General features: G+C 71.4%; 22 protein-coding genes. 7 read left to right on the forward strand and 15 right to left on the reverse strand.

Annotated elements, in window-relative coordinates; genetic code table 11:
• Positions 1-75: 75 nt before the first annotated feature.
• The 5 genes from KME79_RS18610 to KME79_RS18630 form a co-directional block, all read right to left on the reverse strand.
• Positions 76-600, reverse strand: a complete 525-nt coding sequence (locus KME79_RS18610; protein ID WP_219545499.1) for an AAA family ATPase — start codon at positions 598-600, stop codon at positions 76-78.
• Positions 597-2,219, reverse strand: a complete 1,623-nt coding sequence (lysS, locus tag KME79_RS18615; RefSeq protein WP_219545500.1) for a lysine--tRNA ligase — start codon at positions 2,217-2,219, stop codon at positions 597-599. Before lysS ends, KME79_RS18610 begins: the two co-directional genes overlap by 4 nt.
• A gap of 40 nt (positions 2,220-2,259) precedes the next feature.
• Positions 2,260-2,760, reverse strand: coding sequence for a DinB family protein (locus tag KME79_RS18620; RefSeq protein WP_219545501.1), 501 nt, complete (start codon positions 2,758-2,760; stop codon positions 2,260-2,262).
• 9 nt (positions 2,761-2,769) lie between these two features.
• The gene (locus tag KME79_RS44915) at positions 2,770-4,428 is read right to left on the reverse strand and encodes a PQQ-dependent sugar dehydrogenase (RefSeq protein ID WP_246640051.1); all 1,659 of its coding nucleotides are present in this window, start codon (positions 4,426-4,428) and stop codon (positions 2,770-2,772) included.
• Between the two features lie 128 nt (positions 4,429-4,556).
• Complete coding sequence (locus tag KME79_RS18630; RefSeq protein WP_219545502.1) at positions 4,557-4,823, reverse strand: hypothetical protein; 267 nt, start codon at positions 4,821-4,823, stop codon at positions 4,557-4,559.
• A gap of 318 nt (positions 4,824-5,141) precedes the next feature.
• Here KME79_RS18630 and KME79_RS18635 point away from each other — a divergent pair, with 318 nt between their 5' ends.
• The gene (locus KME79_RS18635; protein ID WP_219545503.1) at positions 5,142-6,026 is read left to right on the forward strand and encodes a sulfotransferase family protein; all 885 of its coding nucleotides are present in this window, start codon (positions 5,142-5,144) and stop codon (positions 6,024-6,026) included.
• A 51-nt stretch (positions 6,027-6,077) separates the two neighbouring features.
• Here KME79_RS18635 and KME79_RS46995 read toward each other — a convergent pair whose 3' ends face one another.
• The gene (locus KME79_RS46995; protein ID WP_148036247.1) at positions 6,078-6,653 is read right to left on the reverse strand and encodes a helix-turn-helix domain-containing protein; all 576 of its coding nucleotides are present in this window, start codon (positions 6,651-6,653) and stop codon (positions 6,078-6,080) included.
• A gap of 148 nt (positions 6,654-6,801) precedes the next feature.
• Between KME79_RS46995 and KME79_RS18645 the strand changes: the two genes are divergently transcribed.
• From KME79_RS18645 to KME79_RS18665, 5 genes are all read left to right on the forward strand, one after another.
• Positions 6,802-8,139 (forward strand): FAD-dependent oxidoreductase, encoded by a 1,338-nt coding sequence (locus KME79_RS18645; RefSeq protein WP_148034936.1) that lies wholly within the window; start codon positions 6,802-6,804, stop codon positions 8,137-8,139.
• A gap of 1 nt (position 8,140) precedes the next feature.
• Positions 8,141-8,395 carry a hypothetical protein gene (locus KME79_RS18650; protein WP_148034933.1) on the forward strand — a complete coding sequence of 85 codons (255 nt, stop codon included), beginning with the start codon at positions 8,141-8,143 and terminating at the stop codon, positions 8,393-8,395.
• Between the two features lie 42 nt (positions 8,396-8,437).
• Positions 8,438-8,929, forward strand: coding sequence for an MSMEG_0572/Sll0783 family nitrogen starvation response protein (locus KME79_RS18655; RefSeq protein WP_148034932.1), 492 nt, complete (start codon positions 8,438-8,440; stop codon positions 8,927-8,929).
• Complete coding sequence (locus tag KME79_RS18660; protein WP_148034931.1) at positions 8,929-9,762, forward strand: amidohydrolase family protein; 834 nt, start codon at positions 8,929-8,931, stop codon at positions 9,760-9,762. The genes KME79_RS18655 and KME79_RS18660 overlap by 1 nt, the downstream gene beginning before the upstream one ends.
• Positions 9,763-9,842: 80 nt before the next feature.
• Positions 9,843-10,256, forward strand: a complete 414-nt coding sequence (locus KME79_RS18665; protein ID WP_187281463.1) for an OsmC family protein — start codon at positions 9,843-9,845, stop codon at positions 10,254-10,256.
• Positions 10,257-10,297: 41 nt separating this feature from the next.
• On the opposite strand, the gene KME79_RS18670 is transcribed toward KME79_RS18665, so the two are convergent.
• From KME79_RS18670 to KME79_RS18695, 6 genes are read right to left on the reverse strand one after another with little or no spacing between them, the layout of a single operon-like run.
• The gene (locus KME79_RS18670; protein WP_219545505.1) at positions 10,298-11,731 is read right to left on the reverse strand and encodes an oxamate carbamoyltransferase subunit AllG family protein; all 1,434 of its coding nucleotides are present in this window, start codon (positions 11,729-11,731) and stop codon (positions 10,298-10,300) included.
• Complete coding sequence (locus KME79_RS18675) at positions 11,718-13,301, reverse strand: argininosuccinate lyase (RefSeq protein ID WP_219545506.1); 1,584 nt, start codon at positions 13,299-13,301, stop codon at positions 11,718-11,720. The genes KME79_RS18670 and KME79_RS18675 overlap by 14 nt, the downstream gene beginning before the upstream one ends.
• Positions 13,298-14,392 carry a 1-aminocyclopropane-1-carboxylate deaminase/D-cysteine desulfhydrase gene (locus KME79_RS18680; RefSeq protein WP_219545507.1) on the reverse strand — a complete coding sequence of 365 codons (1,095 nt, stop codon included), beginning with the start codon at positions 14,390-14,392 and terminating at the stop codon, positions 13,298-13,300. The genes KME79_RS18675 and KME79_RS18680 overlap by 4 nt, the downstream gene beginning before the upstream one ends.
• A complete protein-coding gene (locus KME79_RS18685; protein WP_219545508.1) occupies positions 14,383-15,585 on the reverse strand; it encodes a class-II fumarase/aspartase family protein in 1,203 nt (400 codons plus the stop codon). The genes KME79_RS18680 and KME79_RS18685 overlap by 10 nt, the downstream gene beginning before the upstream one ends.
• Positions 15,582-16,496: an XcbA family protein gene (locus tag KME79_RS18690; RefSeq protein ID WP_219545509.1), complete on the reverse strand. Its 915-nt coding sequence runs from the start codon at positions 16,494-16,496 to the stop codon at positions 15,582-15,584. The genes KME79_RS18685 and KME79_RS18690 overlap by 4 nt, the downstream gene beginning before the upstream one ends.
• Positions 16,493-17,314, reverse strand: coding sequence for a phosphosulfolactate synthase (locus KME79_RS18695; RefSeq protein ID WP_219545510.1), 822 nt, complete (start codon positions 17,312-17,314; stop codon positions 16,493-16,495). The genes KME79_RS18690 and KME79_RS18695 overlap by 4 nt, the downstream gene beginning before the upstream one ends.
• An 83-nt stretch (positions 17,315-17,397) precedes the next feature.
• Between KME79_RS18695 and KME79_RS18700 the strand changes: the two genes are divergently transcribed.
• Complete coding sequence (locus KME79_RS18700) at positions 17,398-18,351, forward strand: AIR synthase related protein (protein WP_219545511.1); 954 nt, start codon at positions 17,398-17,400, stop codon at positions 18,349-18,351.
• Positions 18,352-18,383: 32 nt separating this feature from the next.
• Here the strand turns inward: KME79_RS18700 and KME79_RS18705 are convergent, their stop codons facing one another.
• From KME79_RS18705 to KME79_RS18715, 3 genes are all read right to left on the reverse strand, one after another.
• Positions 18,384-18,878 carry an MSMEG_0567/Sll0786 family nitrogen starvation N-acetyltransferase gene (locus KME79_RS18705; RefSeq protein WP_148034942.1) on the reverse strand — a complete coding sequence of 165 codons (495 nt, stop codon included), beginning with the start codon at positions 18,876-18,878 and terminating at the stop codon, positions 18,384-18,386.
• Entirely contained in the window at positions 18,847-20,016 is a 1,170-nt protein-coding gene (locus KME79_RS18710) for an MSMEG_0568 family radical SAM protein (RefSeq protein WP_219545512.1), read from the reverse strand. Before KME79_RS18710 ends, KME79_RS18705 begins: the two co-directional genes overlap by 32 nt.
• 179 nt (positions 20,017-20,195) lie before the next feature.
• Positions 20,196-20,852 (reverse strand): hypothetical protein, encoded by a 657-nt coding sequence (locus KME79_RS18715; RefSeq protein WP_219545513.1) that lies wholly within the window; start codon positions 20,850-20,852, stop codon positions 20,196-20,198.
• Between the last annotated feature and the right edge of the window lie 10 nt (positions 20,853-20,862).

Genomic DNA, 20,862 nt, shown 5'->3' on the forward strand with positions numbered 1-20,862 from the left:
ATATACGGAAAAAGGTGTTCTTACCGGCGAACGTCCATCCGGTCATGACGGCTTGACAACGAGCCGTCCCATGCGCTAGATCGTGGCTTCGTTCGTACGGGCCAGAATCTCGTCGACCGTCTCGGCGGGGGTCTGCGCGGAGGTGTCGAGCCAGAGACCGATGCGCGGCGTGTCGCGGCGCAGCCCCGCGTCCAGCTCGGCCACGGTCCACGCGCCGTAGGCGGTCTTGGCGCGGTCCGCCTCCCGACGCGCCACGGTGGCGGCGTCCGGCGAGAGCACCACCACCATCAGCGGGCGGGTGGTCACCAGCCGGGTGAACAGCTCCAGGTCGGGGCCGAGCACCACGTCCTGCACCACGGCGGTGAACCCCTCACTGGCGTAGAGGTCGGCCGCGGCGGCCGCGACGCGGTAGCGCAGGTGGAGCTGGCGCACCGCCTCCTCGCCGGCGCCGGGGGTCATCGGCACGCCGCCGGTGACCACCATGCGGCGGAACACGTCTCCCCGCACGTGCGCGGCCCTGGGCAGCCGCTCGGCGAGCGCCTGCGCCACGGTCGACTTGCCCGCCGCCTGGATGCCGGTGATCAGGTAGACGGCGCTCACCCGCCGGCCAGCTTGCGGACCCGCTCGGCGCCCACCGCCAGCAGCAGCGTCGGCAGCCGCGGCCCGGTGTCGCGGCCCACCAGCAGCCGGTAGAGCAGCGCGAAGAAGGCCCGCTGCGCCGCCTTCACCTCGGGCGTCGGCTTGGCGTCGGCCGCCAGCCCGGCCCGCAGCTTCGGCACCCCGTACACCAGCGTGGTCAGCCCCTCCAGCGACCAGTGCTCGTCGAGGCCCTCCGTCAGCATGCGCAGCGACTCGCGCTCGTCCTCGCCGAGCGAGCCCAGCAGCTCCTCGTCGGGCGACTCGCGCACCCGCGTGCGCTGGTCGGCGGGCACGTGCGTGTCGATCCACGCCTGCGCCCGGTCCAGCCTCGGCCGGACCTCGTCGAGCGCGGCGACGCCGTCGAGGTCGCCGAGTATGCGCCCGATCTGGCCGGTGTCGCCGGTCGTGACGTCGGCGATGGAGGCGAGAGTCCGGTACGGCACGGGCCGGGGGGTGGCGGCCAGCGGGCCGCGCGAGGTGCGCACGGCCCTGGCGTGCGCGGCCAGCTCGGCCGGCTGCGCCGCGTCCTGCGCGACCTTGCGGCCGAGCGCGTCCCACTCGTCGTAGAGCCGCTGGATCTCCTGGTCGAAGGCGACCTTGAAGGACTGGGACGGCTTGCGGCGGGCGTAGAGCCAGCGCAGCACCGGCGCCTCCATGATGCGCAGCGCGTCGGCCGGGGTCGGCACGTCGCCCTTCGAACTGCTCATCTTGGCCATGCCGGTGATGCCGACGAACGCGTACATCGGCCCGATCGGCCGCTCGCCGCCGAACACCGGGCCGACGATCTCCCCGCCGACCACCCAGGCCGAGCCGGGCGAGTGGTGGTCGACGCCCGACGGCTCGAACACCACCCCTTCGTACGCCCAGCGCATCGGCCAGTCGACCTTCCACACCAGCTTGCCGCGGTCGTGCTCGGCCAGCCGCACCGTCTCCCCGAACCCGCACGCGCAGGAGTAGGCGAGCTCCGTGGTGTCGTCGTCGTAGGCGGTGACCATGGTCAGGTCGCGCTCGCACATCTCGCAGTACGGGCGATAGGGGTAATAGGCGCCCGGCCGCTCCTCGCCCTGCTTGGTGCGGTAGCGCGCCAGCACCGCGTCGATGCTCTCGCGCTCGCGCATGGCGGTCAGGATCTGCTCCCGGTACGCGCCCGAGGTGTACTGCTCGGTCTGGCTGATGCCCCGGTAGTCGACGCCCAGCTCCGCCAGCGCCTCGATCATGGGCGCCTTGAAGTGGTCGGCCCACGAGGCGTGGTCGCTGCCCGGAGGCGCGGGCACCGAGCTGAGCGGCTTGCCCACGTGCTCGGCCCACGACGGGTCGACGCCCGCCGGCACCCTGCGGAACCTGTCGTAGTCGTCCCACGACAGCAGGTGCACGCACGCGTGCCCGCGCTTGCGGATCTCGTCGGCGACCAGGTGAGGGGTCATCACCTCGCGCAGGTTGCCCAGATGGATCGGCCCCGACGGGCTGAGGCCCGAGGCGCACACGATGGGCTCGCCCGGCGCGCGGCGCTCCGCCTCGGAGATCACCTCATCCGCGAACCTGGACACCCAGTCGGTCTCCGTGCTGTCAGCCACGCTCATCGCGCCATTCTTGCGGTTCCCCGGGGCCGAGGCCAACGCGCTACTCCCCGGTCGTGCCGTCGATCCGCTCGCGCAGCAGGTCGGCGTGGCCGTTGTGGCGCGCGTACTCCTGGATGAGGTGGATCAGCGTGCGCCGGTGCGACACGTCCTGGCCGTGGCGCTGCCGCTTGGCGAGCGCGTCCAGCGGCAGGGCGGCCGAGATCTCCCGGGCCCGCGCGATCTCCGCCCGCCAGGTGGCGAACGCCTCCTCGGCCGAGGCGGTGTCCACCTCGTCGAAGTCGGCGTCCTGGCGGGTGTCCTTGCCCCACAGCCGCGGCACGTCCTCGCCGTCGATGATCTGGCGGAACCAGGCCCGCTCGACGTGCGCCATGTGCCTGACCAGGCCGAGCAGGGACAGGCCCGACGGCGGCACGGCGCGCTCGCGCAGCCGCTCCTCGCTCAGCCCGGCGCACTTGGCGGCGAGCGTCTCGCGCTGCCAGTCGAGCCAGCTGTTGAGCACGGCGCGCTCGTCACCGGTGAAGATGGGTGGTGTCCGTTCCATCCGGGCAAGCTAGCGCACCTCGCACGCGTAGCCGGAGGGCAGCCCGGTGTCGGCGCCTGACCGGGTGGCCTGGAAGCCGAACGTGGTGCTCTGGCCGGGGCCGAGGGCGCCGTTGTAGGGGGCGTTCTCGAAGACCGCGCCGGACCTGGCGGCGTTCCACGAGCCGGTGATCTGGTGCCCGGCCGGCAGGGTGACCGTGACCCGCCAGCCGGTGATGGGGGACGTCCCGGTGTTGGTCACCGTGACGGGCTGGACGACGTAACCGGTGGGCCACTGCGTCTGGGTGGTGGCCACCGCCGCGCACCCGCCCGTGGTGCCGCCCGTGGTGGTGGTGACGGTGACCGTGCCGGAGGCGGGGGAGAGGTTGCCCGCCGCGTCGCGGGCGCGGACCTGGAAGCGGTACGTGCTCTGCGGCGTCAGCCCGGTGGCCGTGAAGGTCGTGGTCGCGGAGGTGCCCACCTGGGCGAACGAGCCGCCCGACGAGCCCGGCGCGCGCAGCACGTCGTAACCGGTGACGCCGGTGTCGTCGGTGGAGGCGGCCCACGTCAGGGTGGTCGCGGTGGCCGTCGTGCCCGTCGCGGTCAGGTTGCCCGGGGCGGTCGGCGGGGTGGTGTCGCCCCCGGTCGAGGCCGGTGGGACGCGGACGATCCGGTCGTCCTGGGCGACCGGGTTGCCGCGGCCGTCGCGGTTGCTGGTCGCCACCCAGAGCCAGCCGTCGGGGCCCACCGCGACCGCGCGCAGCCGCCCGTACTCCGAAGTGAACTCGGCCTGCGGGGTGCCCGCCGTGCCGTCCGGGTTCAGCGGCACCGCCCACAGCCGCTGGCCGCGCAGCGCCGCCGCGAAGAGCGTGCCGTTGGCGTACGCGAGACCGCTCGGCGACGCCTCGGCCGTGGTCCAGGTGACGATCGGGCTGCGGAAGGAACCGCTGCCGCAGGCGCCCTCGCAGGTGGGCCAGCCGTAGTTGCCGCCCGCGACGATCCGGTTGACCTCGTCCCAGGTGTTCTGGCCGAACTCGGTCGCGTACATCCTGCCCTGCGCGTCCCAGGCCAGCCCTTGGACGTTGCGGTGACCGTAACTCCAGACCCGGGAGCCCTGGAAGGGGTTGTCGGCGGGGATCGCGCCGGTGGGCGTGATGCGCAGGATCTTCCCCGCGAGGCTGTTGAGGTTCTGCGCGTTCGAGGTGGTGCCGGCGTCGCCGGTCGCCACGTACAGCATGCCGTCGGGACCGAACGCGATGCGGCCGCCGTCGTGGATCGCGGCGCTGGGCACCCCGGAGAGGATCACGGTCTGCGTCTGCGGCGCGGTCAGCTCGAACCTGACCAGGCGGTTGTCGCCGGCGGTGCTGGTGAAGTACGCGTACACCCAGCCGTCCCTGACCGCGATGCCGAGCAGCCCGCTCTCACCCGAGGCGCTCACCCCGGCGACCGTGGCGACCTGCGTGGGCGCCTGGCCGGGGCGTACCCGCATGATGCGCCCGGTGTTGCGCTCGGAGACCAGCCCGCTGCCGTCGGGCAGGAAGGCCAGCCCCCACGGCACCTGCAGCCCCGTGACGGACACCTCCGCCCGATCGAAGTCGAACCCGCCGACCACCTGGGCGCGCGCCCCGGGGGCGGTGAGGACCAGGGCGACCAGCGCCATGACGAGCGCGGGGACGAGACGGGCGCGCATGACGGGCTCCTTGGCGGGATCGTCGTATGCGGACGCCAGCACCGTAGGCACCGGTGGGGCGAGACCTCAACGACCGCGGCCGGTCAGAGCCCGCGACCTGCGACGACGCCCGTCGGGAGGTGAAACTTTCAGGCCAGGGCGGTGGTCTCCTCCTGGCTGAATGCGATCACGATGTAGCGGCCGTTGGCGTAGCTGACCACGGGCCGGCCGAGCCGCTCGCCCACCCTGCGGGCCACGCCCTGGAAGAGGTCGATCATCTCGGGAGTGTCGGCGCTCACCCTGAACCGGCCGCTCGTGAGGAGGTGCTCGGTGACCAGGGAGGCGAAGCCGGCCTCGGCGCGGGCCCGTTCCTCCGCGTCGAGGGGGTTGCGACGGACCGGGGAGTGCTGGGGCATCGCTGATCTCCTTGTGATCGCCGTACCGGCATGCTAGCGGCGGCTCCAGGTTCCCTGGGAGTAGTAGCCGTTCGGATAGCCGTACGGGGGGTGCGGAGATAGGTTGTCGGGACTCCCTCCCCAGGTAAGGACGTATGTGATGCCGGCCCAGACGCCGCCGCCGATCTCCCCGCGGACGAGCGGGGCTGGCACGGGGGATTTTTGCCGTTATCTACCGTTTAAGTTACGTTTGTCGCACTACGGCGACCGTAACTATCGTTCCGGACGCCCGAATCGGGGGAGAGGGAAGCACGCGGACGGAAAGGCAGCAGGTCGCTCATGAGCGTCGTGAAAACCGGCATCAGGCGAAGGGTTCGGCTTCTGGGTGAGGCGCTGCGTCCCCCCAAGCCGGCCAAGGCGATGGAGGCGAACAGGCCCAGGAGCGCCGACTCCCCCCGCCCGCCGAAACGCGTGCAGGTCGTCGACTACAGCGTCCCGATCATGCCTCGCCAGGTGGAGTCGCCCGTCTTCGTGATCGCCTCGGTCCGCTCCGGCTCCACGCTCCTGCGCAGCCTGCTCAACAGCCACTCCCGCGTCCGCGCCCCGCACGAGCTGCACCTGCGCACGCTCAGGGTGCAGCCGGCCCCCGGCTTCTCCGAGGAGTCCATGCTGGAGCTCGGCCTGGACCAGGTGGAGCTGGAGCACGTGCTGTGGGACCGCATCCTCCACCTGGAGCTGCAGCGCAGCGGCAAGGACGTCATCGTCGACAAGACCCCGGGCAACGTCTTCACCTGGGAGCGGCTGAAGTACGCCTGGCCGAAGGCGAAGTTCCTCTTCCTGCTGCGCCACCCGGAGGGCGTGGTCTCCTCCCTGGAGAACCGCAAGGGCAACACCAGCTCGCGGGAAGCTCTGGAGGCGAACGCCCTGAAGTACTTCAAGCCCCTGGAGAAGGCCCGCACCACCCTCGACGGCCTGACGCTCCGGTACGAGGAGCTGACCGCCGAGCCTGAGCGGGTCACCCGCGAGGTCTGCGACTACCTGGGCGTGCCGTGGGAGCCGGAGATGCTCGACTACGGCAAGCACGACCACGGCAGGTACCTGCCGAACCTGGGCGACCGCAGCGACAACATCAAGTCCGGCCGGATCCAGCCGGCCCGCACCTTCGGCACCGCCACGCTCTCGCCCCGGCTCGCCAAGTACGCCGGCGCGTGGGGCTACGCCTGACGTCACCAGCACGACGGAAGCCGTGCGTCTCCAGGGAGGAGACGCACGGCTTCACTGCTGCGGGCGCAGCGCCATCCAGAGGACCACGCAGTCTTCCTCGGCCGGATTGCGCCAGGAGTGGGGCTGCTGGGTGCGGAAGTGGAGCGAGTCGCCGGCGCCCAGCATGTAAGCGGTGTCGGCGACCGTGAACGCCAGCTTGCCCGACATCACGTAGAGCAGCTCCTCGCCGGGGTGTCCCATCGGCTTGCTGCCGCTGCTCGCGCCGGGGAGGACCGTCGCGACGGCCGCCGCCATCAGGAAGTCGCCGTACGGGCCGGTGATCCCGGCCAGATCGAGCCCCGCGTGGGAGGTGTAGATCGGGCGCCTGTTGGCGGCCCGGGTGTGGACCGTCGGCAGGTGGTCGTCGTCGTCCTCGACGAAGTAGGACACGGGGAGCTCGAACGCTCCGGCGATCTTGAGCAGGGTCGTGATGGTGGGGACCATGTCCGACTGCTCGATCTTGTGGATCGTCGCCGCCGACACATCGGCGCGCTCGGCAAGTGACTGAAGCGAGTAGCCGTTCTGCTTGCGGAGTGACTTGATCTTCGGGCCGATACCGGAGACGACTTCGGCCACTCGTGCGATCACGCAGACCCTCCGCCAAACTCACGCGTTTCTCGGGTTCTCAACCAGTCCTTGTACACACCTTGACGGTACCTCAGAGCTACGTCAAGTATGGTGAATAGAAATTTGAGCATGCTCAATGCGGTGAGTTCCGATGGGAGACGAGCGGGAGATGACCAGGCGAATCGTTGTTGTAGGCGGTGGAGCCGCTGGGATGGGTGCCGCGGGTGCCGCCAAGGGCACGGACCCGAGCGCGGAGGTCATCGTCTTCACCGGATACGAGGACGCCGCGTACAGCCCCTGCGGGATTCCCTACGTCCACGGCCGCGAGATCGCGAGCTTCGAGTCGCTGTTCATGGCGACCAAGCAGCAGTACGTCGACCAGGGCATCGACATCCGCTACGAGACGACCGTCGCGAGCATCGACGTCAAGGCCAAGACGGTGACCACGACCGACGGGACCGTCGAACGCTACGACTCGCTCGTGCTCGCCACCGGCTTCGACTACGCCGACCCTGATGTGCCCAACAGCGACCTGGGCGGCATCTACTACGTCAAGAACATCCGCCAGGCGATGGAGTGGGACAAGGTCCTCGACACGGTGAAGACCGCGGTCGTCGACGAGGCGACGCCGCTGGGGGCCGAGATGGTCACCGCGCTCGCCCACCGCGGCATCGAGACCCACCTGGTCGACCCCGCCCCCTGGGCCATGTCATCCGCGACCGACCCGGACATCATGGAGCCGGTCCAGGAGTCCTGGATCGAGATGGGGGCCAAGCTCCACTTCAACACCAAGGTCACCGGCTTCGTCGGCGACGGCGGCAAGCTGCGCGAGGTCACCACGTCGCAGGGCGGCATCCAGGCGGACCTGGTGGTCGTCGCCACGAAAAAGGTCCCCAACGTCGAGCTCGCCACCGCCGCGGGTCTCAAGACCGGCATGAGCGGCGGCCTCATCGTCGACGGCCGGATGCGCACCTCGGTGAGCGGGGTGTACGCGGCCGGCGACTGCACCGAGATCCCGCACGGCGTCTCCAACGTGCCGATCCAGGGGCTCTCCGGCAGTCACGCCTACGCGCAGGGCAAGGTCGCAGGGGTGAACGCGGCAGGCGGCACCCGCGAGTACCAGGCCGTCTACGTGCCCTGGGGCATGGTGGCCGGCAAGTGGATGATCGGCGGGGTCTCCTTCAGCGAGACGCTGGCGACCGCCCTCGGCGTCCCCTTCGTCGTGGGCAACGCGCAGGGCATCTCCCGGGCGCGCTACTACCCCGACGTGAAGCCGGTCAAGGTCAAGCTCCTGGCCGAGCCCGAGCATCTGCGGCTCATCGGAGCCCAGCTCGTCGGCGGCGAGGGCATCAAGGAACGCGCCGACTTCCTGGCCATGGCCGTGCGCACCGGGATCACGATCAACGACCTGGCGACGATGGAGAACGTCTACAGCCCGCCGATCGGCGCGCTCAACGAGCCCATCTCGCTCGCGGCGCAGAACGCCCTGTCGAAGCTGGGGAAGTGAGATGGGGCTGACTCGCTGGGTACGCCAGACGTCCGAGCACTACCTGATGATCGACGCGCAGGACAAGGTGGCCGCCCGTCTCGGCGCCACCCGTCCTCTGCCGCCCCGCGGCGTCGAGATCTTCTGGCGCCGGATCTACGTCCCGGTCTTCCACCGGCTGCCCCTGAAGCTGCGCAACGCGGTCATCGCGCGCATGCCGGGGAGCCACCAGAAGCAGTGGAAGCAGCAACCGCCGCGAAAGGGACCCGCGGTCTGACAGCCGACAAACCATAGAGCGAGTAATTCACGAAGGAGTGACATGTCCACCAAGACGGTAACCGTCGCGACTCCCGCCGAAGGCGACGTTCTCTGGGACACAAGCGAGAAGGTCTTCGAAGACATCCGGGCCGAAGAGGGTCAGAAGGCCACGGTCTTCATCCACTCGGTCCCCTTCGAAGGGTCCGTCTCCCTCGTCAACCTGATGACGTCCACGCGCCTGCAGCGCAAGGGGTTCAAGCTGACCGTCGTCCTCTACGGCCCCGCCGTGCTGCTCGGCGCCGCCGGTCGCGGCTACCCCGCGGTCGGCAAGGAGGGGTTCCCGGGGAACCTGGCGGTCAACAGGCAGCTCCAGACTCTCCTGGACGAGGGCGCCACGATCTACGCCTGCCGCTTCGCCATGGGCGCTCTGTACGGCATGCGGGAGGACGACCTGATCCCGGGGATCAAGGCGTTCAACCCGCTCGACGTCCTGGACTCCGCCCTGACGGCATGGCGGGAGGGCCACTTCCAGCTCAACACTTGGACCATGTGATGACGAAAGCACCATCGCGGCACTCTGACGCCCACCGGCACATCGGAGTTCTGCCCGCCTTCCCGTTCTACGGCGGACCGCCCGTCAACCCGGACGTGAAGGCCCGCGCCACCGTCGACGAACTGCTCGCCGACCTGGACGCGGAGGGCACCGAGCGGGCGCTGGTGATCCCGAACTACGGGGTCCCCGATCCCAAGCACTCGTTCGAGCTCAACGAGCTCGTCGTCGAGGCGGCGGCGAGGGACGACCGGCTCCGCGCCGCGGTGTGGGCGTCTCCGCGACCGCAGGACGCCGAGCTCACCGAGAAGGCGCTGACGCTCGTCGGCGAGACCGGGGTGAAGGCTCTCAAGATCAGCTTCCTGCTCGGCGGGTCCGTCGAGGACGCCGAATGCCAGGTCCAGCTGGACAAGATCTTCGCCGCCGCCAAGGCCAACAACCTCGTCGTCCACGTGCACACCTCGCCGGGTGCGCAGTCGGACATCGACAAGGTCGGCCAGCTGGTGGACCGGTACGCCGACGAGACGCCGGTCCACCTGGTCCACTTCGGTGGCGGGGTGAGCGGCCACATCAAGCTCATCGGCACGAGGTTCTTCGACTGGATCGAGGCCGGCAAGAAGGTCTACACCGACCTCACCTGGTCCGTCGGGTTCGCTCCGTACTGGCTCGCGCAGGAGATCGAGCGGCGCGGGATCGGCGGCGACCGCGTGCTGTTCGCCTCCGACCTGCCGTGGGGCGACTTCGCGGGTGAGTACCACCGCATGATCGAAGCCGTCGGCGACGGTGAGCTGGCGGACCTCGTCTTCAACGAGAACTTCGACCGCCTGTACAGCTGACTCACAGAGGGCCGCGGGTCCCGGGGCGCCGCCCCGGGGCCCGCGGTCTCTCATCTATGCGCTGCACCAAGGGAGCAGATTTGGCAAGATCCGGAGAATCGCAAGAAGTCATCGCGAAGTGGGAGGGCGACTGGCGGGCGACCGTCACGGCCGGGGCGTTCTCGTTCCCGGTGGACGAGCCCCCGGAGGCCGGCGGCACCGACACCGGCCCGATGCCGACCGACTACTTCCTCGGGTCGCTCGCGTCCTGTTACGCGCTGGCGCTGGCGTGGTCGGCGCGCAAACGCGGCATCGAACTGCCCGACCTCCAGGTGTCGGCGGTCGGCGAGTACGACGGCCCGCGCTTCAAGGAGATCAGGCTGACCGTGAACACCAGCCTGCCGATCGAGGAGCTGGAACCGCTGCTCGCCCCGGCCTCCCGGGTCTGCTACGTCTCCAACACGCTCGCCCACGTCCCCAAGATCGACGTACGGCAGGCCGACATCTGCGCCTGAGGCGAGGCGCGCCCCCGCGCGGAGCACGCCTCGCCTCCGGGTCAGCTCCCCAGCTTCGCGTCCAGCGCCATCATCGTGTCGACGAACGCCTGGACCGGCGCCGTGGCCACACCGGCGCCGACCTGGCCGCTGCCGTCGGCGTTGTGCAGGATCCCCGTCGTCACCTGCGGGGTGATGCCGAGCTCGACGACCTTGCGCACGTCGACGCCCACCGGTGAGCCCTTCATCCCCCACACCGGGATCATGAAGCGGCTGGAGTTGCCCACGCACACCTGGTCGAGCTGCGTGGTCAGCTCGGCGGCGGCGGCCATGGTCCCCCCGACGATCTGGGCCACCGCCGGCGAACCGGCCGCGGCCGCGCCGCCGAGGCCCACGAGCTCCAGCACCGAGCTGTCCCCGATGTCCGGGGCGGCGTCCGCCTCACTCCGCCCCGGGTGGTAGAGCGCGCGCTCCACCATCGGCGCGGGCGCGAGGTGCCAGTCGGAGGACGGCCCGGCCAGCCAGGCGGCGAAGTCGGTCCCGTTGCGTGCCATGCCGGTCACGACCGAGCTGTTCTCGACCTCGGCGGCCCAGGCGGTCAGCGCCCGGGCGGCGGCCATGGCCAGCGTGAGGAACAGCAGGTGGTTGCCCGAGAGGAACGTCGCCGCCTCCGTCCGGCGGGGGTGGTCGCCCGACACCAGCGCGGGCAGCAGGTTGCGCAGCAGCAGGTTGGTCGCGGCCTGCGTGCGGACGTGCACGTCGTCGCCCATGGCGACCGCCTGCGCCGCCAGCGACATCACGTCGACCGGCCCGGCCTCGGCCAGGGCGGCGGCCAGCACCGGGCCGACCACCTCGCGCAGCAGCACCAGACGGTCGATCGCGCCGGGGGTGTCGCGGCCGAACCACGCCACGTCGCCGGGCCCCTGGCCGATCGGCGCGTAGGTGGTGACGCCGGCGTCGGCGAGCTCGACGGCCCACACGGGCGTGCCCGGCCCCATCGCCGTCGCCATCGGCACGACCACGCCGTGCGCGTTGGCCGGCTCCAGCCGTACGGAACAGTCAAGGAGCAGGGCGTCGGCCTCCTCGGGGTCGCGCGCCCACCCCTCGGCGCAGACCGCGGCGCGCATCGAGCGGCGCAACGGGTCGACCGTGTCCTCGATCGCGATGCGCGGCCCGCAGTGCAGGAGCACCCGGCCCTCGGCCAGGATCGGGATCACCTCGCCGGCGGTCCGCACGCCGACCAGCTGCGGCGCGCCCCGGTCCAGCCGCCGGAAGACCTCCTTGTTGGCGGCGTCGATCGTCGCCGCGTGCCGGCCGTAGAGGCGGCGAAGAGCCGCGACCACCTCGGCGTCACCGCCACCGGGAATCCGCCAGTCGACCTGGACCACCGGGCGCTTCTGCTCGGCGATCGCCTCGGCGAACAGCGGCAGGCCGATGTTGACGACGTTCACCTCCCCGGGAAGGCGCACCGGGGTGGCGGTATCAGTGGCGTTCATCGGTTTCTCCCTTGATGTCGTTCCCCTCGGCGGGGTCCCCCTTGATGAAGTTCTCCGCGAGCGCGACCAGCGCGGCCTCGGAGTGCTCGAACGAGGCGCGCGCGGTCCGCGCGCGGCCCAGCAACGCGGTCGCCTCCGCGAGGCAGTCGGCGGCCATCGCCTCGACCACGGGCGGGGCCGCTCCGCCGGCCAGCGTCCGCGTCTCCACGATGTGCCGGGGGTCGAGGATCTCGGTGAGGTCCCGGCCCTCCAGCCCGAGGGAGATCCCGGCGTACTGCTGGGCGGCGGACTCCAGCCGGGCCGCGTCGAGGTCGATGCCGCGCAGCCCTTCCCTGCTCGCCTCCCGCACGGCGATCCCGACCACCTGGTAGGCGGTCCGGTAGTCCACCCGGCAGGTCTGCATGACGAACTCCGCCAGGTCGGTCGCCTGGCTGAAGCCCGACTCCAGGGCCTCCCACATCCGGTCGGCGTTCACCGTCATGCTGCGGATGACCCCGCTGGTCAGCCTCGTCGTACGCAGCGCCAGGTCCAGCGCGCGGGGGATCTCGCCGTACGCGTAGATCAGGTTGTCGCTGCGGGCCGACGGGCTCTTGCTGACGGCGAGGAACCCGGTGAGCCGGCCGATCAGGGTGCCGGAGGCGCCGCGGATGATCGAGAGGGCGTACGGGTTGCGCTTCTGCGGCATGAGCACGCTGGAACGGCTGAACCCGTCGGCGATGGTGATGTAGTCGAATTCGTTGCTGGCCCAGATCTCCAGGTCCTCGGCCAGCTTGCTCTGCGTGGTCAGCAGGCTGGACGCGTGCGACAGCGCCGCGATGAGCCCGTCGATCTGCCACATGGCGTCGCGCGTGTGCTGGATGAACCCCTCGAAGCCGAGCAGTTCGGCGACCCTGCCCCGGTCGGCCAGCAGCCGGCTCCCGTTGACGCAGCCCGCCCCGCCCGGGCTGGTGTTGACCCAGGCCAGGGCGTCCATGAGCCGCTCGGCGTCACGCAGGACCGGGTAGGCGAAGCTGACCAGGTAGTGGCCGAACGTGGAGGGCTGCGCGTGCTGCAGGTAGGTCTGGTCGGGCAGCCACGTCGTGCTGTTGCCCGCCGCGACCTTCGCGATGGCCTGCGCCAGCTCCGCCGCCGCCTCGATCAGGTCCTCCAGGACGCTCCGCACGTGCAGCCGCAGGGCGATGCGCACCGCCTCGCGCCGCGGCCGGCCGGCGTGCAGCCACCCGGCGTCGTCACCGATCTGGGCGGTGAAGTACCGCTCCCGCGAGTTGTACGGCTCGCCGAACGCCGGGTCGTAGGGGAAGTCCTCGGCCGGGGTGCGCACGGCCCGGAGCAGCACCCGCATGAGCTGCTCGGCGGCGCTGTAGGGGACCACCCCGCGTTCGTGCAGATCGACGAGGTGCGCGAGGTCGGCGAGGTTGAGGCCCGCGTGCAGCAGCGGCGAGTCGGCGTTCTCCAGCGCGAACCCGCTGTCGATCAGCTCCTGGGCCGGGCCTTCCACCGGTGGGCCCAGGCGGTCGAGCCCGCCCCGGTGGTGCGCCGAGGGTGCGGACGGCAGTCCGTCGTCGATCATCGTGCCTCCCATCCGGCGACGGCGTCGAGCAGGCCGCCGGTGTGCCAGAGAACTGTGGTCAGGTCGGGGTCGTGGCGTCGTTCGCCGAGGATGCGGGGGAGGGCGCCCAGCGCCTTCGCGGTGTAGACCGGGTCGAGGACGACCCCTGAGGCGCGCAGCGCCAGCCGCGCGGCGCGCTCGCCCTCCTCCGAGGGGCGGGCGTGCCCGGGGCCGCGGGCGTCCTCGACGACGACATCGGACGCGTCCGGGATCTCGGTCCCCATCAGCCGGGCGCATCCTTCGCCCAGCTCGAGTATCCGCCGGGCGGTCTCATCCGGCGGCCGACTGACCGAGGCGCCACGAATCAGCATCCTGCGCCCCGACGCCACGGCCCCGGACACCAGCCCGGCCTGCGTCCCTCCAGACCCCGCCGCCACGACAACCACAACGGGCCCCACAAGCCGGCCCTCAACGTGAGCCCCGGCTTGTGCCCCGGACCGGCCCTCAGAGTGAGGCCCGTGCTGGGCCGCGGTTTGGTCCCCGGGCTGGGGCGCGGCTTGGGGTACGAGTTGGGTGGCGAGTTCGAGGGCTGCCAGGTGGAAGCCGGTCGCGCCGAGTGGAGTCGCGCCGCCGCGTGGTACGGCGAAGGCGGTCTGGCCGAGTTCGCCGGCCGCCCTCTCGATCGCGACGTCGACGAAGGCGCGGTCCGGGTCGTGGGTCCATCGGATCTCCGCGCCCCAGTGGCGGGCCGCGAGCAGGTTGGGGTGCGAGGTCTGGGGAGGCGATCCGGCGTAGATCAGTACGCAGCGCAGGCCCGCCCAGGCGGCGGCCGCCGCGGCGGCCTGGCAGAAGTTCGAACCGGGCGTCCCGCCGGTCACCAGCACACGCGCACCGGACTCACGGGCGGCCGCGATCAGCATCTCCAGCTGACGCGCCTTGTTCCCGGCCACCGCGAAGCCGGTGAGGTCGTCGCGCTTGAGCAGCATCCGCCCGCGCACGCCCAGCGCCTCGGCCAGCCGTGGCGCCTCCACCAGGGGAGTGGGCAGCACGGCCAGCTCGGCCCGGGGCGGCGCCACCCCCTGGTTCTCCCGGTGATCCGGTGTCACGGCCATGAGGGCGACTCCTCCGACCTGGCGCGGCGGGCGCGGGCGACCACGAGGTCGACCATGGCGGCGGCCGCGCCGGCGTCGGACGGGTTCTGGGTGCCGCCCAGGTGGGTGCGCAGGTTGGCCGCCATCCGGTCCGAGCGCACCTCGAGTCCCTCGACGAGCTGGACCCCGAGCCTCAGCGCCGTGCCCGACAGCAGGCACACCTCGGGCAGCGCCACCCATTCGGCCTTCCAGGCCCGCCCGTCACGTTCGTGCTGGCTGACGACCGACTCCAGCAGCACCCCGGCGTTGGCCCTGACCAGCCGGGCCAGCGTGTTCAGGTGCTCGCTGCCCTCGGGGTTGCGCTTGTGGTGCATCGTGATGCTGCCGACCACCCCTTCGGGACGCGGCTCGCCCAGCTCGCCGATCTCGGGGCGCTGCAGCTCGTACACCTCCTCGCCGATCCGCGCCAGCGTGCCGGTGACCAGGGCGAGCAGGCCGCCGAACTCGGCGATCCGGTCGCGGGCGCTCAGCCAGGAGATGACGGGGTCGGCCAGCCCGAGGTCGGCGCAGAAGCGGGCCCGTACGGCGAGTCCGCGGTCGCCGTACGCGACCAGGGTCCCGATGCCGCCGCCGAGCTGCCCGACGAGCCACCGGGGGGCGCCCTCGCGCAGCCTGTCGAGGTGCCGCCGGATCTCGTCCGCCCAGGACGCCGCCTTCCAGCCGAAGGTGGCCGGCGCCCCCGGCTGGCCGTGCGTCCGGCCCGCGATCGGGGTGTCGCGGTGCGCCACGGCCAGGTCGAGCAGGCGGTCCTCGATCCGGCGCAGGTCGCGCCAGACGATGCCGCCGACCGCGCGCGTCGCCAGCGAGGTCCAGGTGTCGGTGACGTCCTGGACGGTCGCGCCGACGTAGACGTGCTCGCGGGCCGGCTCGGGCAGGACCCGGCGCAGCTCGTGGATCAGGCCCAGGGTCGAGTGGCCGGTCTCGCGGGTGCCGCGCGCGACCCGGTCCAGGTCGAGCCGGTCGACGCGCAGCTCGGCGGTGATGGTCTCGGCGGCCCCTGCGGGTATGAGCCCTTCCGCCGCCTGCGCCCTGGCCAGCGCGGCCAGCACGTCGAGCCACCCCTGCAGGCGGCCCCGCTCGTCGAAGATCTGTCGCAGCTCGTCGGTGCCCCACAGGTGCGAGTAGACCGTCGAGTCCGAGATGCGCGCGCTCACGTCGCGTTCTCCCGCCCTTCCTCGGTGGTACGAAGCTCCTCGGCCAGGTCGGAGGCGGCGGCCAGCCCTGCCGAGACCAGGGTGAACGACGCTCCCCAGGGCACCACCACCGTGTCGCCGCGGGTCTCGATGTGCTCCTCCAGCAGGCAGCACTTGGTGAGCCGGGCCTCGCCGGGAGGGAGCGGCCTGACGGCCGCCAGCGCGGCCGGGCAGATGTCGACCTGCGTCACGCCCGCCGCCCGGTCCGGATAGAAGTGGTCGTGGATGGCGCGCGAGCGGGCGCAGCCCAGCAGCAGCCAGTCCGCCTCGGGCGGCACCTCGTCGAGATAGGAGACCTCCGCCCCGGGGACCGTGATGCCGCCCCCTCGGCACGGCAGCAGGTAGTGGCCGGCCGGCTCGCGGGCGGCCATCTCCTCCAGGTCGACGACCTCTGACACGCACTCGGTCGCCGGCAGCTCCTCGGCGGTGTCGAGGACGCGCCGTACCTGGTCGACCAGCTTGGCCGGCCAGGGCGGGGCGACGTCGAGCACGTGCACCCGTCGCGGGACGGCGTCCAGCATGAAGTTGACGTGCCCGTAACGGCCGCGGACGACCACGCAGCGCGGGGCGCCGGCGATCCCGGACGCCGCGCGCAGCAGCTGGCTGGGCACGGCGGTGTCGATGTCGGCCCGGTCCACGAGGATCGTCTCCTGGGGCGACGCCAGCACGCGCACGTCGGTGACGTCGACGAACAGCTCCTCCTCGCCTGCCTTGGTGACCTCGACCAGGGCCAGTCCGTCGTCGTTGCGGGCCACTATGAACCGGGTCCTGCGATACACCTGGCGGCTCAGGAAGAACTCCCGCAGGGAACGCTCGTCGAGACCCACCGGGACGTCGGTGAACGCCACGGTTCGGTACTGATGCGGGATCATGATGATTCCTCCAGTGGGAAAGTTCCCATCGTGTCTGAGCGCAGCCCCAGCCGGAGCGTCTCGACCGCCAGGGCGTCGGCCGGAGCGATGTTGCCGAGGTTCACGTTCGCGCCGTAACGCCGGATGAGCCAGGCCTGCTGCGCGCGAAGGGGCGCCTCGAACAGGGCGTTCTCCAGGCCCACCGCCGAGACGACCGCGTCGACGATCTCCGTGCGCACCTCGCCGGCCGGGTCGTACAGCCCGACGGTGCCGCTCTCGCGCCCCTCGGTCACCACCCAGCGCGCGCCCGCCTCCAGGTCGGCCCGCGCGTCGGCGCCCCACTGCCTGGCCGAAGGAGGCGTGTCGGGGTTCTTGACCCCGATCTCCGAGAGCACGACGAACCGGGACGCCGCCGCGCTGATCATCGCGTTCTTGTCGTCGCGCGGGATGGCCACCGAGCCGCACGACACCTCTATGCACGGGAACCCCACCGACTCGGCCCAGTCCATGAACCGGTCGAGCACGCCCTGCTGCCACGACACCTCAAGCAGGGTCCCCCCGGTGCAGGCCAGCACCTGGTGCGCGGCCAGCAGGTCGAGCTTGGCGTCCAGCGCCGGATCGATGTAGGCGGTGCCCCAGCCGAACTTCCACACATCGATGCTCGCGGCGGCGGAGGACAGCCGGAGCTCGGCCTCGGCCACCGACATGCCGTTGTCGAGGACGTGTGAGATGCCGCGCCGGCGGGGCTTGGTCGTGCGCTCCGGAAGGGTGAGAAAGCCGGCGACCTGCGATGTCTGGCCGCGCGACGCTTCACGGTAGCGAACGGGGTGTCCTGTCACGGGAAAGGCTTCCTCACTAGAATGACGTCTTCAGCGCCTGCTCTGTCTGCCGGCGCCACCCACCGCATGGAAGAGAACTCATCGTGCCGATCAACGACCTCGACCACCTGGCACAACGGCTGCGCGGCCTTCCGGGCGTGACGGCCAAGAGCGCCATCGGGGCGGTCACCGACGTGTTCGGCGGCGGTGACTGGTGGTCCGGTCCCGGCGACGACGGAGCTGTCGTGCACGATCGCGGGCGCAACCTGATCGTCGGCGGGGAGGCGATGCTGCCCTCCTTCGTCGCGAAGGACCCCTACGGCGCCGGGGTGGCGGCCGTCCTGGCGAACGTGAACGACCTCGCCGCCATGGGCGCCCGTCCTCTCGCGATCGTCGACACGATCGTCGGCCCGCGCGAGGTCACCAGGAAGATCCTGGAGGGCCTCAAGTGGGCCGGCGAGACCTACCAGGTGCCCGTGGTGGGCGGGCACCTCACCGAGAGCGACGGCCCGCCGAGCCTGTCGGCGTTCGGTCTCGGCACCGCGGAGAAGGTGCTGTCGGCCACGCACGCCGCCCCCGGCCAGGCGTTGGTGCTCGCCTGCTGCCTCGACGGGCGCATGCGCGACGACTTCCTGTTCTTCCCGTCGTTCGACGAGCGGGGCGACCGCCTGGCGGGCGACGTCCGGGCGCTGGCCGAGGTGGCGGAGTCGGGCGCGGCGGTGGCCGCCAAGGACGTCAGCATGGCCGGCGTGATCGGCTCGCTGGCCATGCTGCTGGAGGCCAGCAGGCTGGGCGTCCAGGTGGACATGGACGAGCTCCCCGTGCCCGAGGGCGTGCCGGTCGCCGACTGGCTGTCCTGCTTCCCCTGCTTCGCCTTCCTGCTCACGACGCCTGACGACCGGGTCGAGGAGTGCGCCAAAACCTTCACCGCGCGAGGGCTGACCGCGCGCCGGCTCGGCACCCTCGACGACACCGGCGAGGTGCGCCTGCGCGACGCCTCCGGCTCGGTGGTGGTCTTCGACCTGAACGAGGAGTCCGTCACCCGGCTGGGCCGCTGACACATGCCCGGCCTTCCTGACGTACGAAGTGATCACGTCAGGTCGATGCTCATCTGCTGGTGGGGCACGCCGACGTAGGCGACCGGGCCGCCCACCTTCGACCAGCCGAGCCGCCGGAAGAAGCTCACGTTGCCGAGCTGGACGTACGCGATCATGCGCGCGCCGCCGGCGGCCGCGGCGGTCTCCACCGCGTACCTGACCAGCGGGCCCCCCAGCCACAGGTGCCGATACTCCGGGAGCACCGCGAGCCGGTCCCCCTTCCACAGCCTCTCGCCGTCGGGCGCGGGGTAGCGGTACAGCCGGACCGTGCCGGCCGGCACGCCGTCGGCGAACGCGAGCACGTGGTGGACGCTGGGATCGCGGTCGAACTCGTCCTGGTCGGTCTGCTCGAACAGCGACTGCTCCGCCACGAAGACCGACCGCCGGATCCGGAGGTGCTCCTCCAGTTCCTCCGCCGCCGTCACCGTACGGCAGACGTGATGCGGCGCGGCCTGGTCAGAAAACGAGCGGGAGAGAGACGCGCCCATCGGGCACCACACCCTTCGTCGAACCAGCACCGGCACGTTCCAGGGCGGCCTGCCCCGAACACGCCTGGCAGCGTGCGCATCCCGCCATGACCCCGGTGGCGGTGAGCCCGCGTCGCAGCATGTGCGGGACGACCTGCCGGTAGATCCCCTCGACGTAGTCCGCTGACGGGGGCCGTTCGTCCTCCATGAGGCTGCCCGGGACCGGGCGCAGCGGGACGATGAACGGGTAGACGCCCATGTCCACCGCCCGGCGGCACATGTCCACCGTGAGGTCGGGGTCCTCGCCCATGCCGAGGATCACGTACGTCGAGACCTGTCCTTCGCCGAAGACCCGGACCGCGCGTTCCCAGGCGGAGAAGTACGCCTCGATGCCCCAGCGCGCCTTGCCCGGCGCGACCCGCGCGAGCACCTCGGGGTCGAAGGTCTCCACGTGGATGCCGACGGAGTCCACGCCCATGTCGCGGACCCGGTTGATCACGTCGAGGTCGGACGGCGGCTCGAACTGGACCTGCACCGGCAGCCCGGACGCCTCCTTCACGGCCTGGGCGCACCTGCCGACGTAGAGGGCGCCGCGGTCCGGGGTGGCGGTGCTGCCGGTGGTGAGCGTGGCGTCGACGGCGCCGTCCAGGTCGCGGGCCGCCACCGACACCTCCGCGAGCATCTCGGGCGTCTTCTTGGCGATCGTGCGACCGGCCGCGAGGGAGACCCCGATCCCGCAGAACGTGCACTGGTCGGAGTTGCCCCAGTAGGCGCAGGTCTGCAGCACCGTGCTGGCCATGGAGTCCAGGTGCATGAGCGCGATCTGCCAGTAGGGGACGCCGTCGGCCGTCTTCAAGTCGTAGTACTTCGGCCGGGGAGCCAACGCCGCGTCCGCCAACCGGACCGAGCCCTCGTAGATGCCGAAACCGTCGTCCTCCTGCCGCAGGGCGTACGGGGAGTCACGCACGTAGTCGGCCGTGGTGGGAACCGTGGCCGGGCTTCCGTCGATCCACAGCATCCCCGCGTCGGCGGGACCGGCGCCGCCCTTCCGCGCCTCCATGGAGATCTCGGTCCGCAACCCCCGGCTCTGCAACCGGGCGATCAACTCGGCGAGTTCCTCCTGGTCGAGGGTCCGGTGGGTGTCGGGTGCCTCGGTCATGATGTGGCTCCTTGTCCGGGCCGACTCTTAACGGTGCTCGGCTAGACCGCCATGAAGGATGACGCATTTACTATAGGAAACTACTCTTTGACTACTATAGAAAGAATGTAGGGAGTGGCAACTAGGCGTCAGCGAATGACCGGGTATGCCCACAATCGCCCGGTCTGTGGCGTGTCTCATCAGGAGTCCTTGAGCCGGGTCACCCACACCTCCCGTTCCTCCGCGGAGGCGGCCTCGTGAAGGACGTGTCCCCCGTCGCCGGGCTCGCCTGACGCGAGCCGGCCGGTCTCCAGGTCGATGCGCCCCCGCTCGACGGTGTGCACGCAGGCGGTGAACGTCTCGTCCGGTCGCGTCGTCACGAGCAGCGCCCGCCCGGTGGCGGGGTCGACCTCCAGCCGCCGGTACGGGACGAACGGGTCTCCGGGACGGTAGCCGGACTCCTCCAGCACCAGCCATCCGGCCCCCGGGGCGGCCTGCGCGAGGGCGGCCAGGCGGTCGTCCAGCGTGACCTCTTCGAGCGCCTCCCGGTAACGCATCGCGAACGCGGCGCCCGCGACGGCCTCGACGTCCAGGCCGTCGGACGTCAGCAGCTCGCTGGACTCGACCACCCGGCGCACCAGCTCTCGGTGCTCGGCCCAGGCTACGACCAGCGGTTCGAGGCCCCGCCCCGACTCGCGGAGCCGCTGCGCGACCGCGCCGACCAGGCGCGTGGTCCTGAGGTAGATGTCCGGCTGGTGGGCGCTTCCGGCGAAGGCCCGCTCCGCGGCCGCGGTCCAGAGGCGGAGAAGCTCGCTCGCGGCCTGCCGGGCGTCGGGTGCGGGTCCTGGGTCACGCACACCCTCAGTC

The sequence above is a fragment of the Nonomuraea harbinensis genome, from assembly GCF_019396385.1.
GTDB classification, from domain to species: domain Bacteria; phylum Actinomycetota; class Actinomycetes; order Streptosporangiales; family Streptosporangiaceae; genus Nonomuraea; species Nonomuraea ferruginea.